This is a genomic window from Acetitomaculum ruminis DSM 5522 (assembly GCF_900112085.1).
Classification (GTDB): domain Bacteria; phylum Bacillota; class Clostridia; order Lachnospirales; family Lachnospiraceae; genus Acetitomaculum; species Acetitomaculum ruminis.
Genome location: NZ_FOJY01000014.1, coordinates 23,963 through 37,783, shown reverse-complemented (window position 1 = coordinate 37,783; position 13,821 = coordinate 23,963). Strand labels below are relative to the sequence as shown.

Below are 13,821 nucleotides of genomic sequence, written 5' to 3'. Positions count from 1 at the left end.
AGTAAAGCCCGGTTTTTTACATCCTGGTTTAACAGTTTTCAATATAATCCAGAAAATTTTTATAGAATTTATTAGCTTCTTTCCAGTTTTCTACACCACAATAATCAATGGCTTTTATTTGAGAAGGGCTAACCTGTTCAAACAGATGATTTGCATAGTTTTTTCCCTTTTTAGTTATTACGGCCAAAAAACTTCTTGCATCTTTTGAATTTTTAATGGCTTTAACATAATGATTATCAATAAAAGATGAGATAATCCTTGTTATACTTTGCCTTGGGATAAGCAGATAATCAGAAATATCACTGGGTCTTAGTCCTTCTTCGTGTTCCATTAATAATAAAAGTACAAGAAAATGACTCATGGGAATATTGGATTTTTCAAAGAAATTGGCATAAAAGCGTTCTTCTCTTTTTTTTAAAAAAAGATGTTGCATAAAGATTTTCATATAGACATTTTCCGAATCCGATTGTCTGGATATGGGTTTAACGGCATATATGAAAAACATGTCGCTTCGTTTATTTCCGATATTTCCGTGGGGATTGAATTTGCTGCTTATATCGGTTTCATATTCACAATGGGCAAATCCCAGACTTCTTAAAACAGTAACATCCCATTGGGGACGGCTTACAAAACTAATGGGAAGCTGTGATTTATATTCATCGCTAAGTTTACAATATTTTACAAATTCTTTATCTTGAATATCCTTGGAATCATGAGTTTCCAAAAAATTATTATAAAAGCTTATTTTTCCGTAATCTGCATCATAGTTTAAAAAAACTCCACCGGGTTTTAAAACTCTAAAGGCTTCTTCGTAGGTTTTTTTAACATCACAAAGAGTCCAGGTGGTGTTTCGGGATATGACAGCATCAAAATAGTCATCTTCATATTCTAAAGCTTCTGCATCCATAACCTTAAAATGGATAAAGGTAAGTTTGTCATTTTCTAAAAAATTCTTTGAAGCTTTTTTTGCTTCTTCTATCATTTTATCTGAAATATCAATGGCATAAACATGGTGTCCCAATGATGCAGCAGCTATTGCCATAAATCCTGTAGATGTACCAATATCAAGTACCCTTAGTCTTTTTCCGGGAGGAAAATTGCTTTCTAATTCCTGTTTCCAAAAGGTGAAATTGGAACTGTTTAGATGCTCGCTTCGCAATACACCGTAGCTTTTTGCCCTGTAATCCCAAAATTCTTTAATAGTTTTATTCATAAGAAATTCCCTCTATATTAATTATTTACTATTGGATTTAAAAATCCTAACATATTATATTTAAAAAAATAATATAAATTTATACATAAGCGCAGTGTTGTTTTAAACATATATTTCTTCTGATAACAAAACATATATATTAAGAATACCATATAATTTTAAAAAATCAATAAATATATTTTTAATAAAAGCATTGACATAATAAAGGGTTAATGCTAGTCTAATAAAAAGATAGTATCGCGTGGTACTAAATTACAGGAATGATTACAGGGATAATATTAATTAAAAAAAGAGGATAATTATGGAACAGATAAAAGAGATTTCTACAAGAATGGCCTCATTGGTCGTTATTTTATTTGGCTTGTCTATTCTTACTTTTTCTCTAACTTATATTTTACCATCAGATCCGGTTGAACAGCTGGTTGAGTCCATGGGAGCCGGTCATGATGAAGAAGTGATGTCCAGGATGAGAGAAAAGTATGGTCTTGATAAACCCTTTGTTGAACAGTATATGGTCTGGTTAAACGGAATTTTTCACGGAGATTTTGGCTTATCGGTACAATATGGTCAGCCGGTGGCTAAGGTACTTGCAAGAAAATTACCTAATACTGTTATTTTAGCAGTGACTTCCTTTATTTTTATGATAGCAGTGTCCTTTCCATTGGGAATTATATCAGCAGTATATAAGAATAAAATTGCAGATTATATTATAAGATTTATGTCCTTTATTGGAGTATCCATACCGGGTTTCTGGGTGGGGATGATGCTTATTTACCTTTTTAGTGTAAAGCTTCATTTACTGCCGGTTGGCGGCTCAGGTTCTTTTGAAAAGCTTATTATGCCTACTCTTACATTGGGATTGGGAATGAGCGCATATTACATCAGAAGAATACGGGCAGTCATGTTGGAACAAATGGGGGAAAATTACATAATAGGTTGTTTGTCAAGAGGGGTAAAAAAATCAGCAATAATATTTAAACATATACTTCCAAATTCCCTGTTGTCCATTGTTACCATGCTTGGAATGAGCTTTGGAGGATTACTTGGAGGAACAATGATAGTAGAAACGGTATTTAGTTACAATGGAATAGGAAAGACTGCTGTGGATGCTATTTCAAAAAGGGACTATCAGGTTATTCAAGGATATGTACTGTGGATGGGCTTTATATATGTAATGGTGAACCTTTTTGTTGACTTGTCCTATCAGTGGTTTGATCCCAGAATAAGAAGAAAAGGCAGAAAGGGTGGAAATTAATGGATAAGATAAAACGAAACAGGGATTACATTGCTCTTTTTATGGCAGTTTTTGCGGCAATTGTTTTTATTTTAATTGCAACTTTTTCCTATAAATTTGCACCTAATAATCCCCTGGCCACAGATTATGATAATTTACTAAAGGCTCCCTGTTCCCAATATTTTTTTGGAACCGACCAGCTTGGAAGGGATATTTTTTCAAGAATATTATACGGAGGAAGGACATCTTTACTGATAGCCTTTCTGGTTACAGCTATTATATCAGTGACGGGTATAGTTATAGGGGCGGTTTCCGGTTTTTGCGGAGGAGTTGTGGATGGCATACTGATGCGTATTTCAGATATGCTAATGGCATTTCCCGGCTCGATTTTTACTATTGCTTTAGTCAGTTTTATGGGAACCGGGCTTGTGAATTTAATTATTGCCATGTCTCTTACAGGGTGGACATATTATGCAAGACTAAGCCGTTCTATGGTACTTTCCATAAAAAACAATAATTATATAGAACAGGCAAGGCTTGGGGGTGCAAATCCCATAAAAGTATTAAATTGTTATATTTTACCGGTAATAATACCTCCGTTACTGGTTTACATATCTCAGGATATAGGCTCAAAGCTTCTTACCATTGCAGGTCTTTCCCTTTTGGGCTTAGGTTCACAGCCGCCTACACCGGAGTGGGGATATATGCTTTCCGAGGGAAAAGAATATATGAATTCGGCTCCATGGATGCTTTTATTTCCGGGGATTATTATTTTGATAAATGTTATAGTATTTAATCTTTTGGGAGATGCATTACAAAATGTGCTAAATCCAAAAAAATCAGCTATTTAATTAAGAAAATAAGGCTTATAAAAGCCTTTAATAAATATGAATAATATTAATTTAAAGGAGAAAAAAATGAAAAAAACACTAGTATTATTAATGATTGCTGCGATGACATTCGCATCGTTAGCAGGTTGTGGAAAAGAAGTTTCTAAATCAGACAAATCCTCAGATAAGGTGTCAGTCAGCAAAGAAGCCCAAGACAGTCATGTAAATATCGCTTTATTTACTTATATTGAGGGAATGGACCCGGCGACAGACTGGTGTGGATGGAACCTCACAAGATGTGGTGTAGGAGAAACTCTTGTAACTGTAAATGAAAATATGGAAATTGAACCTTTGCTTGCAGATTCATATGAGCAGGTAGATGATACAACTTATAGTTTTCATATTAGAAAGGGTGTTAAATTCAGTAACGGAACTGAACTTACACCGGAAATTGTTAAGGCTTCAATCGAAAGAAGTATTGAAAACAATTCAAGAGGTCAGGATTTAAAAATTGACTCAATCAAAGTAGATGGTGAAAATGTAATATTTACCACAAAAGAGCCATTTAGCGCCTTTGTATACAATATGACTGAGCCAATGACTGTAATTGTTGATACAACTGCTGATACCTCAAATTACGACACAAAGCCTATTTGTACAGGACCTTATTATGTAAAAGAATATGTTTCCGAAGAAAAAATAGAGCTGGAAGCAAATGAAAATTACTGGGATAAGGTTGCAGAAATTAAATCAATTACAGCTTTAAACATTGACAGTGATACAAAAACTGATGCAATTTTAGCAGGAGATATTGATCTTGCCCAGGGACCGGCAGCCACAACTCTTTCAAATGTTGAAGGAAATGATGATGTGGATATTGTTAAAGTTACAGGAACAAGAGAAAATGATTTCTGGCTTAACTGCAAAGAAGACAGTCCTCTTGGTGATGTTAACTTAAGACTTGCTCTTTCCTATGCAATAGACAGAGATGTTGTTGCAAAAGTTGCCGGAAATGGTTATTCTTCACCACTTACAACTGCATTTCCTGAAACTGTAGGTTATGATTCTGATAAGGTAAAGGGTCAGAACTATGATGTGGACAAGGCTAAGGAATGCCTTGAAAATGCCGGATATAAAGATTCAGATTCAGATGGCTATGTAGATAAAAATGGTGAAAATCTGGAACTTAAAATATCCTTATCAAGCTCATCAAACTCAGCAGTTTCAGAAACTTTACAGGATATGTGGGAAAAAATAGGCGTTAAAACGGAGATTGAAATGTTGGAAGATACCTCAACTATCAGAAAAAACGGAGATTTTGACATATTAGCAGATTCAGGTTGGCAGACAGTAAATGCCGGAGATGGACAAAAATATCTTGCAAACAGATGGAAAACGGATTCTACTGACAACTATGGAAAATACACGAGTGAAAAGTTTGAAGCAGTACTTGAAAAACTAGACAAGGCTTTTGATAAAGATGAGCGTATTGCAGCATTTGTAGAAGCTCAGCAGGTACTTGCTGATGAATCACCATGCATCTGGCTTTATGCAAATGATAATATTACTCTGGTAAATTCAAAGAAAATTGGAAATGTAACAGTATTTCCTATTGATTACTATCTTGTTACTAACGAATGGACATTGGAGAATTAATGGAAGAAAAAAACATTATTTTAAAAATAAATAATTGTTCAATATCTTATGGAAACGGCGTTGATGCAGTAAAAAATGTCTCTCTTTCCCTTAGGGAAAGGGAGATTATTTCCATAGTGGGAGAAAGCGGAAGCGGGAAAACTACTCTAATACGGGCTATAATGGGACTTTTGCCGGAAAATGGCAGGATAACAGGTGGAGAAATCATCTTTGATGGAAAAACTCTTTCAAAGGACAATGAAGAGGCCTTTAACAGCTTAAGAGGTAAAGAGATGACAATGATTTTTCAGGATGCCGGTGAAAGCATCGACCCCATAAGAAAAATCGGATATTCCTTTAAAGAGGCGCTTAAAAGTTCTCAAAAGATGAAAAAAAGTCTGATAGAAAAGTTGATAGATAAAATGCTTGATGGGGTAAGACTTCCTGATAAAAAAAGGATTCTATCTTCATACCCGTTTGAGTTAAGTGGTGGAATGAAGCAAAGAGTGGGCATAGCCATGGCAACTTCTGTAAATCCCAGACTTTTGCTGGCTGACGAACCCACATCTGCTTTGGATGTTACCATACAGGCACAAATTGTTAAATTGCTTAAACAATTGGGAAAAGAAAAAAATTGCGCAATAATTATGGTAACTCACAATATGGGGATTGCTTCATATATTTCCGATAAAATCGGAGTTATGAAAGACGGTGAAATGGTTGAATTCGGAGAACGAGACAGGGTGATATATCATCCCCAAAGCCAATATACAAAAGAGCTTTTAAATTCAGTTATCAGGTTTGGAGACAGTAGATGAGCCAGGAAAATTTACTAGAAATAAAGGAATTGACTAAATATTTCAAGGTAAAAAAAGAAAAACTGACAGCAGTTGATAATATAAGTCTGTCTATAAAGAAAGGACAGTGCCTTGGAATAGTGGGAGAAAGCGGATGTGGTAAAAGCACTCTTGTTAAAATGATAGTGGGAAGCTTAAAACCTAGTGGGGGAACTATAAGATTAGAAGGAATAGAATATTTAAATCTCAAAGGAAAAGAAAAAAGAGATTTTTGGAGAAATATACAAATGGTATTTCAAGATCCCATAAGTTCATTTCCTCCCAGAATGAAAATAGGAAATTATCTTGCAGAACCCCGGCTTAATTATGACAAAATAAAAAAGAAGGATGCCATAAGTCAAGCAAAAGAGCTTTTAGAAATGGTAGGTCTAAAAAAAGATTTTATTAACAGATATCCCCATGAATTATCAGGAGGTCAGCTTCAAAGAGTTGCCATAGCTAGAGCTATATCTGTTTCTCCCAAATTATTGATTTGTGATGAGGCGACCGGAGCCCTTGATGTAACAATTCAAAATAAAATAGTTGAACTTATTGATAAATTAATTCATAAAGAAAAAATATCTTGTATATTTATAGGACATGATTTGGCTGTAGTAGGAAGTATAAGCGATAATGTGGCGGTTATGTATCTTGGAAGAATTGTGGAATACATGAATAGTCAAATGCTAGAAAAAAATCCACTTCATCCCTATACAAAAGCCCTTAGAGAGGCTGCTTTTGATGTTTATTGCAATCAGGAGGATGAATTAAAGGTTCTGGAAGGGGATCCCCCTAGTCCTTTAAATATAGGAGAGGGCTGTGCCTTTGCAAAAAGGTGTTCTTTTGCTAAAGAGCAGTGTTTTAAAGAAAGACCTCAACTTAAAGAAGTTGAAAAAGGCCATTTTGTTGCATGCTTTATTTAGGGAAAAGCTAAAAATTATGAAAAATCAAATAAAGAAGAGTAAAAAAAGAAGGCAGACAGGTATACATTTTTATTAAAATAATGACTAAAAAAACCATGGAGAAAACTTTCTTAATTTTCAGAAAAGTACTCAAAAACTCTAAATTAAAAAACTCATAAATAAGAAAAACTCTATTGACTAAGATTCTATCAGGTGTCAAAATACTTAGACAATCAAGAAAAGTATTTATAAACACAAAAATTTATTTAATCACCGGGGCAAAAGAAGAATATAAACAGGATAGTAGGAAAAATTGAGAGGATTATATTATGAAGTTGAAAGTAGAAGTTGACAGGAATGCTCCATGGAAACCGATTTTTCAAAAGGATACCGTTTGGGAAAAGGTAAGCCAGTGGATTAATCTTGAACCAAATCTTGAATTTTATATTTTTAATGATGTGACAAAAGTTACCTGTAAAGGATTTGATGAGTTGGCAAGGATTTTAAATTCAAATGATGATATCCATAATTATGTCTTATCCACATCTTTTAATATGACAAGCAATGAAGATGGAAACAAATTTGATAAAATTGTCTATATTGATAGCAGGGGTAAGATGCATTTTGGAAGGGAACTTTTGGATAATTATGTTGTAGGAATTTGCTATGATGTTCTTGGAGGAGATAAATTTTTGCGTGAGCTGGATTTGCATGCCACAAAGGTTTTTTATTCTTTAGATTCAGCCATAGACTGCGAAAAAAAGCTGAATGAGCTTAAAGAAAGCTTAAACAAAATGATTAAGGATAAGATGAAGGAAAAGGCAGAAGCTGTGGCAAGGATTACTTTAAAATTTTTGGAAAGGGTTATCAGCTGCAAAGAAATTGAAATCTGGAGAGAGGTTTCCCACCCTGACCGGATTAAAAAAGCCATTTTGGATGATGAAGAAAATAATGAATTATATTTTTTCAACGGAGCTTTTAAAAATACTTATTTCTATATGAATGGATATGTAGGAAATAAGAAAAAAGGAGTTTAAATACTATACTATTTGTTTGTATAGCGTTCATGAGGATATTGCTAAAAATTTCTCATGAACGCTTTTTTGTCTGCCTCAAACAGGCCTTGCAGGCGGTTCATTCATTTTGATAGTAAAACGTACGATAATATATATAAGAAATAATTTAATTTCCAAGGGAATATCCTAATGTATGTAAGGAGGTACAAGTTATGAAGAGATTAAAGAAAAATAGTTTGTTAGCAATGTTAACAGTAATGACAATGTTGGCTGCACTTATTATTCAGATGCCGTTGAAAGCTGAGGCCAAGAGCGTTTCGGACTATAAAAAGGCCTGGACAAATGTAAATACAGCCGCTGTTCAAAATGGACCAACAAAGTCCACCACCTTTAAAGTTTCATCCGGTAAAAAACTTAAACTTCAGGCCATAACCCTGTATCATTACAATTACGCAAGAGGAGTTACTCCAGGTAAGATTACTTTGAAAAAAGGCAGCAAAAAGATTGGAACCTGGAAAGCAAAAGGACGCTATTATAACCAATGGTGGGATGTTTTTCCTAATAAAACCTTATCTGCAGGAACATATACCATTACTTGCTCAAGTAAGAAAACCTGGAGCTGTAACAGCACCTCAAAATATGCAGGTTTTGCTGAAGTATATGGTACTTTCACAGGGGGAACCAGTCTGAAAAAACCTGTTATAAATAGCATCAAATACGATTCAAAAGCTGATGGTTATGTGTACTTTAAAATCACCTGGGGCAAAGTTTCCAAGGCTGATGGTTATGAGGCACAGGTGTGCACTAATAAGAATTTTAAAAGTCCGATTAAAGGAACAATAACAAACAACTATGTCTATCATAGATATGGCACTGGAAATAAGAAAAATGTTACTTATTATGTAAGAGTCCGGGCTTATAAGAAATCCGGCTCCAAAAATATTTATAGTAAGTGGAGTAGTGTAAAATCTTATGTAATCAAATGGTAATGATAATGTAAAAAAATATCTTAAATAAGTAACCCATTGTAGGTAAAAACTTGCAATGGGTTATATTTTTTGACAATTCTTTGATTTGTATCAATATTTTGTTAAAGGGTGGGAATTGTATTTCAATATATAAAAATATAGAAAATGAAATTAAAAATATTTAGAAAAAATCTAGTAAATATATAATAAACGCTTGACTGTGAAAAGAAAAAGTGACAAAATATTTATTGAGTTAGAAATTTTAAGGGTAAAACAGGTATTAAATTGGGAAACACTTTTTTAGAGAGAAGCTATTCTAAGAATATGGGGAATCACAATATGAAAGGAAAAACTGCATAATGAAGCTTAAAGTTGGTATTGATCCTGAAAGTCCATGGAAACCGGTTTTTTCCAAGGACTCTATATGGGAAAAAGCCTCCAGGTATTATGATTTGAAACCCCATGTTGATTTTCACATGTTTAACAGCGTGACAAAACATAAAAGTCACGGTATTGATGAGCTTAAAAAAATTTTAAGTTCTAATGACGATATTGGCAATTATCTGGTTACGGTATCTTTTGATATGTATGATAGTGCAGTTGCCGGTAAAATAAAAAAGCTTATTTATATTGATAAAAGAGGGAAAATGCATTCCGGACTTGAAATTCTTGAGTATTATAATCTGGGGATTTATTTTGATATTTTAGGTGGGGATCCTTTTATAAATGAGCTTAATTCAACTGCGATGAAAGTTCTTAATAAATCAAAAAAATTTGTTAATCCTGACATGGTTATTGACATTCTTGAAAGGTCTATTCAAGAAAAAATTACAAGAAAAATGATTAAGAAGTCAGCCTTTGTAGCTAAAAGCACCATTAGATTTATAGAAAGACTGGTTAGCTGTAAGGAGATTGAGGTCTGGAGTAAGGCTGCTCATTTAGAAGAACATGCAGATGCAATTATTGATTTTGAAGAAAATAATGAGATTTATCTTTTTAAGGATAGGGTAAAAACCACTTATTATTTTTTAAATGGTTACGATAAAAATAAAAGAAAAAGGACATCTTGATTGTAAGATGTTCTTTTTTTTCGGAAATCCCCCATCTTTGCTCAAATTTGCTTTTGATTTTTATAATGTTTTTATGAAAATAACCGAAAAATGATATAGGTTATTAACCTTTGTTTTAATAGGGAGAAAACCGTCGTTTCGATAGTAAAAAAGGTAATTATAAATTTAGGAAGAGGAGCGTAGACAAATGAAGAAAAAGTTGGCAATATTATTGGTGTTATCGCTTTTGGCCGGAAATATTTCCATGCCTTTAAATTCCCTGGCAGCAACTGACACAAATGGCATACAGGTAATCAGAGGGGCACAGGAGGATTCAGATTCTGAAAACGAAGAATTTTCTTACAGCATTCTTACAGACGTTACAACCGATGAAAAGGTTGAAATTGAGATAAGCTGTTATGATGGAGATAAAAGTAGTGTAGCGATTCCATCTACCATAAATGGCTATAAAGTCGTTGGTATCGGTACTGACGCCTTTTATGAAAACACAAATATCACATCTGTCACCATCCCTGAAGGAGTAAAGGAAATCAAGGCAGGGGCTTTTTATGGTTGCAGTAGTTTAAAAACAATTAATCTTCCAAAAACACTTCAAAGTATTGGAAATAGTGATGAGGAAGATTTGGATGAAGAAAGCATTTACGAAGGTGCTTTTGAAGGATGTGGCAGTCTGAAAACCATAAATATTCCTGAGGGAGTAACATTTGTAAATACTAAAACATTTAAAGATTGTACTGGTCTTACTTCGGCTACCCTTCCTCAGTCTTTAGAGGAAATAAATGCCAATCTTTTTGAGGGCTGTACTTCCTTAGGCTCAGTCAGTCTATCTAAAAATATAACAAAAATCGATGATGAAGCTTTTTTAAACTGCGAAAGCCTCAAAAACATTTCAATTTCGGGGCCGGTGGAAAAAATAGGCAAAAATGCTTTTGAAAACTGTAAAAAACTTGAAAGTGCAACTTTACCGGGCAATTTAAAAGTAATAGATGAAAATGCTTTTAAAGATTGCAGTAATCTTAAGAGCATCGAAATACCTGCCACAGTAACAAATATTAATGACGGAGCCTTTTCAGGGTGCAGCAGTCTTACCACATTAAATATTCCGGAAACTGTTGAAAATATTGGAAACGGGGTATTTGCTGCTTGCACATCCTTGACATCAGTTACTGTTGATCCAAAAAACAAATATTTTGTTTATGAAAAAGGTGTGCTTTATGACATTAATAGAACTAGAATAATCTGGTGTTCCAATAACATAAACGGAAAATTGTTTATTCCGGAAACAGTTACTTATATAGATAGTTACGCTTTTGAAGGCAGTAACGGTATTACGGATTTAATTGTTGAGTCTGGAGTTATGAGCATCGGTGATTTTGCTTTTGCAAATTGTGAAAATCTTGAAACTGTATCATTATCTAAAACTCTGACCCATATTGGAAACAGTGCCTTTGCTAATTGTAAAAAAATGAATGAAATAAGTATTCCTTCAACAGTTGTTAGCATAGGTACCTATGCCTTTACAGGATGTGAAAGTCTTCCTAGAATTTCCCTTCCGGATGGACTTAACTATCTTGGTGAAGGTGCCTTTGCCGGAGATATATCTTTAGCTAGTGCTAATATTCCTGCAAATATTGGGGAAATAAGTGAAAATGTCTTTAAAGACTGTAAGGTTTTAAAGAACCTAGTTATCCCTGAAGGAATTACAAAAATAGGAGATTATGCCTTTGCCGGTAATGAAGCCCTTAATACCTTGAGTGTTCCGTCAACAGTTAGTGAAATAGGAAAAAATGCTTTTCAAAATTGTAAGGCCCTTACAGAGATTAACATTCCAACCGGTGTTAAGGAAATTAAAGACAATACCTTTGATTCTTGTAGTCTTCTTTCTGAGATTATTATACCTGATGGAGTTGTAAGTATTGGAAATAATGCATTTTCAAACTGTGCAAATCTTAAAGAGGTCCATATTCCAAAAGGGGTTACATCAATTGGAGATGAAGCCTTTAGTAAAAATACATTGCTGAATAAAATTAATATTCCGGAAGGCGTAAGCTATTTGGGAGAAAAAGCATTTTATGAAGATGAAAATCTTGAAAAAATATATATTTCAAAAGATGTAACTGAAATTAAAGATTATACATTTTATGGATGTTCAAATCTTGAAACAGCAGGTTTTTTACTAGATAATGGTAAAAGTAATATAACAAGCCTTGGAAATCATACTTTTGAAAACTGCAAAAAACTTGGATTCATAAGAATACCTGAGCAGGTTAAAGAAATTGGAGAAAGTACCTTTGAAAACTGCGAAAGCCTAAAAACCGTCAACCTCCCATCAAATCTGGAAAAAATCGGAGACAGAGCCTTTGCAGGTGATAAGACTGTTAACTATTTTAAACTCCCGGCAAGTCTTACAAGTATTGGAACTGAGGCATTTAAGGGATGCCAGAGTGTGACCGCATATTCTGTTGATTCAGGAAATAAAAATTATAAATCTGTTAATGGAGTATTATTTACTTATAATGGCAGCAGACTTATCAGATTTCCGGGAGGAAAGGATGGAAGCTACACCATACCGGATTCTACAAAGAGCATTGAAAAAGATGCCTTTGACTCTTGTAAATTAATTGAATCTGTAGTATTAAATGAAAATATTACAAAACTTGAGGCAGAAAGCTTTTGTAATTGTGATAATCTTGAAACCCTTACTGTTACGGAAGCCCTTGAAGATATAGGTGAAAATTTCGTAAATAAGGAAGTTACCACCGTAATAGTAGATCCGGGTTCTTATGCAGAGACCTATTGTAAAGAAAACGGATATAAATATTCAACGATTGAAAACGGTAAATTAACCACAACAATTACCCTATCACCTAAAACCGCTAAATATACCGGTTCGGCAATAACTATAGGTGAAGCAAAGATAGAAGGAAGCACCGGAGCTGTAACTTATACATATTATATTGACAGTGCCTGCAAGACAAAAACTACAAGTGAAAACAGCGGAGCAGCTGCAGAAGGTCAGGCTCCGGTTAATGCAGGAAAATATTATGTAAGAGTTACGGTAAAATCAGATGCAAACTATAATGGAGCAGTTTCAAGCCCTGTTTTACTTACTATTGAAAAACTTGATAGTAGCATTACTTTAAAAAATAAAAGCGTCACTTATACAGGTTACGCAATTATAATTGATCCGGCAAGTGTCAGCGGAAGTACGGGAACTGTAAGTTATACCTATTATATTGATAAGAATTGTAAGAATAAAACCACAACTTCAAACAGTAAAGCAGCATCGGCAGGAGGCCCACCGATAAGCTGTGGAACCTATTATGTAAAAGCAAGCCTTGCAGCAGATGCCACCCATAAAGGGGCAACTTCAAATGTGGCAACATTAAAAATTAATAAGATAAAATCAACCATAAGCTTAAAGGCAAAAACAGCTACTTATAATGGAAAAGCCATAAAAATAGGCGATGCTGATGTCACCGGAAGCTGGGGAAAAATTACTTATAAATATTATATAAATTCAGCTTGTACAAAACTGACTACCAAGTCAAAAAACGGCTCAAGAACCAATGGTGAGGCACCGGTTATTGCAGGAACCTATTATGTAAAAGCAAGTGTTGCAGCTACTTATTCCTGTAATTCAGCAACCTCAAAGGCTGTTAAACTTGTAATTAACAAAGCAAAACAAAGTATTACAAATGTTTTATCAAAGAAAACGGTAAAATTCAGCAGTCTTTCAAATAAAGACCAGAAATTCTGGATTACTTCAAAAGTAAAAGGCGCAGCTAAAAAGACCTTTAAGAAAACAAGTGGAAATTCAAAGATAAAAATTGCAAAAAATGGAAAAGTAACTGTTGCTAAAGGCCTAAAACGAGGTAAATACACAGTTAAATTTAAAATAACTGCAGCCGCAACGAAAAATTATAAGAAAGCAACAAAGGCATGCACTGTTACCATTACGGTAAACTAGTAAGGTGCAGATGACCTGATACTTGACACTTTTGATAAATTGGTTTATTTTAATTTCATATGACATAACGCGAAGAAAAAGAGAGTAGATATTTAAAAAGTTCACAGAGAGCCCCTTTGCTGAGACGGGGTAACGGAAAAAATATCG

General features: G+C 34.0%; 10 protein-coding genes and 1 other annotated feature (1 of these 11 running past the window's edge). Of the genes, 9 read left to right on the top strand and 1 reads right to left on the bottom strand.

Annotated elements, in window-relative coordinates; translation table 11 throughout:
• Positions 1–28 precede the first annotated feature (28 nt).
• Positions 29–1,213: a methyltransferase domain-containing protein gene (locus BM153_RS09635; RefSeq protein WP_092873165.1), complete on the bottom strand. Its 1,185-nt coding sequence runs from the start codon at positions 1,211–1,213 to the stop codon at positions 29–31.
• Positions 1,214–1,514: 301 nt separating this feature from the next.
• On the opposite strand from BM153_RS09635, the gene nikB reads away from it, so the two are divergent.
• The 9 genes from nikB to BM153_RS09590 all read left to right on the top strand — a co-directional run bounded on the left by nikB (position 1,515) and on the right by BM153_RS09590 (position 13,674).
• Positions 1,515–2,468 carry a nickel ABC transporter permease gene (gene nikB, locus BM153_RS09630; RefSeq protein ID WP_092873163.1) on the top strand — a complete coding sequence of 318 codons (954 nt, stop codon included), beginning with the start codon at positions 1,515–1,517 and terminating at the stop codon, positions 2,466–2,468.
• Entirely contained in the window at positions 2,468–3,298 is an 831-nt protein-coding gene (locus tag BM153_RS09625) for an ABC transporter permease (protein ID WP_092873161.1), read from the top strand. Before nikB ends, BM153_RS09625 begins: the two co-directional genes overlap by 1 nt.
• 66 nt (positions 3,299–3,364) lie before the next feature.
• The gene (locus tag BM153_RS09620; RefSeq protein WP_242949112.1) at positions 3,365–4,933 is read left to right on the top strand and encodes an ABC transporter substrate-binding protein; all 1,569 of its coding nucleotides are present in this window, start codon (positions 3,365–3,367) and stop codon (positions 4,931–4,933) included.
• Positions 4,933–5,730, top strand: coding sequence for an ABC transporter ATP-binding protein (locus BM153_RS09615; protein WP_092873159.1), 798 nt, complete (start codon positions 4,933–4,935; stop codon positions 5,728–5,730). The genes BM153_RS09620 and BM153_RS09615 overlap by 1 nt, the downstream gene beginning before the upstream one ends.
• The gene (locus BM153_RS09610) at positions 5,727–6,671 is read left to right on the top strand and encodes an ABC transporter ATP-binding protein (protein ID WP_092873157.1); all 945 of its coding nucleotides are present in this window, start codon (positions 5,727–5,729) and stop codon (positions 6,669–6,671) included. Before BM153_RS09615 ends, BM153_RS09610 begins: the two co-directional genes overlap by 4 nt.
• Positions 6,672–6,979: 308 nt before the next feature.
• On the top strand, positions 6,980–7,687 hold the full coding sequence (locus BM153_RS09605; protein ID WP_092873155.1) for a hypothetical protein: 708 nt from the start codon (positions 6,980–6,982) through the stop codon (positions 7,685–7,687).
• A 191-nt stretch (positions 7,688–7,878) separates the two neighbouring features.
• On the top strand, positions 7,879–8,655 hold the full coding sequence (locus BM153_RS09600; protein ID WP_092873153.1) for a hypothetical protein: 777 nt from the start codon (positions 7,879–7,881) through the stop codon (positions 8,653–8,655).
• Between the two features lie 338 nt (positions 8,656–8,993).
• Positions 8,994–9,704 (top strand): hypothetical protein, encoded by a 711-nt coding sequence (locus BM153_RS09595; protein WP_092873151.1) that lies wholly within the window; start codon positions 8,994–8,996, stop codon positions 9,702–9,704.
• A 187-nt stretch (positions 9,705–9,891) separates the two neighbouring features.
• Positions 9,892–13,674: a leucine-rich repeat domain-containing protein gene (locus BM153_RS09590; protein ID WP_092873149.1), complete on the top strand. Its 3,783-nt coding sequence runs from the start codon at positions 9,892–9,894 to the stop codon at positions 13,672–13,674.
• A 63-nt stretch (positions 13,675–13,737) separates the two neighbouring features.
• Positions 13,738–13,821: a binding site (T-box leader), on the top strand (it continues 163 nt past the right edge of the window).

What these genes read in the sequence shown, in the direction of transcription:
- BM153_RS09635 (WP_092873165.1), bottom strand. Translation starts at nt 1,213, where the DNA reads ATGAATAAAACTATTAAAGAATTTTGGGATTACAGGGCAAAAAGCTAC.
- nikB (WP_092873163.1), top strand. Translation starts at nt 1,515, where the DNA reads ATGGAACAGATAAAAGAGATTTCTACAAGAATGGCCTCATTGGTCGTT.
- BM153_RS09625 (WP_092873161.1), top strand. Translation starts at nt 2,468, where the DNA reads ATGGATAAGATAAAACGAAACAGGGATTACATTGCTCTTTTTATGGCA.
- BM153_RS09620 (WP_242949112.1), top strand. Translation starts at nt 3,365, where the DNA reads ATGAAAAAAACACTAGTATTATTAATGATTGCTGCGATGACATTCGCA.
- BM153_RS09615 (WP_092873159.1), top strand. Translation starts at nt 4,933, where the DNA reads ATGGAAGAAAAAAACATTATTTTAAAAATAAATAATTGTTCAATATCT.
- BM153_RS09610 (WP_092873157.1), top strand. Translation starts at nt 5,727, where the DNA reads ATGAGCCAGGAAAATTTACTAGAAATAAAGGAATTGACTAAATATTTC.
- BM153_RS09605 (WP_092873155.1), top strand. Translation starts at nt 6,980, where the DNA reads ATGAAGTTGAAAGTAGAAGTTGACAGGAATGCTCCATGGAAACCGATT.
- BM153_RS09600 (WP_092873153.1), top strand. Translation starts at nt 7,879, where the DNA reads ATGAAGAGATTAAAGAAAAATAGTTTGTTAGCAATGTTAACAGTAATG.
- BM153_RS09595 (WP_092873151.1), top strand. Translation starts at nt 8,994, where the DNA reads ATGAAGCTTAAAGTTGGTATTGATCCTGAAAGTCCATGGAAACCGGTT.
- BM153_RS09590 (WP_092873149.1), top strand. Translation starts at nt 9,892, where the DNA reads ATGAAGAAAAAGTTGGCAATATTATTGGTGTTATCGCTTTTGGCCGGA.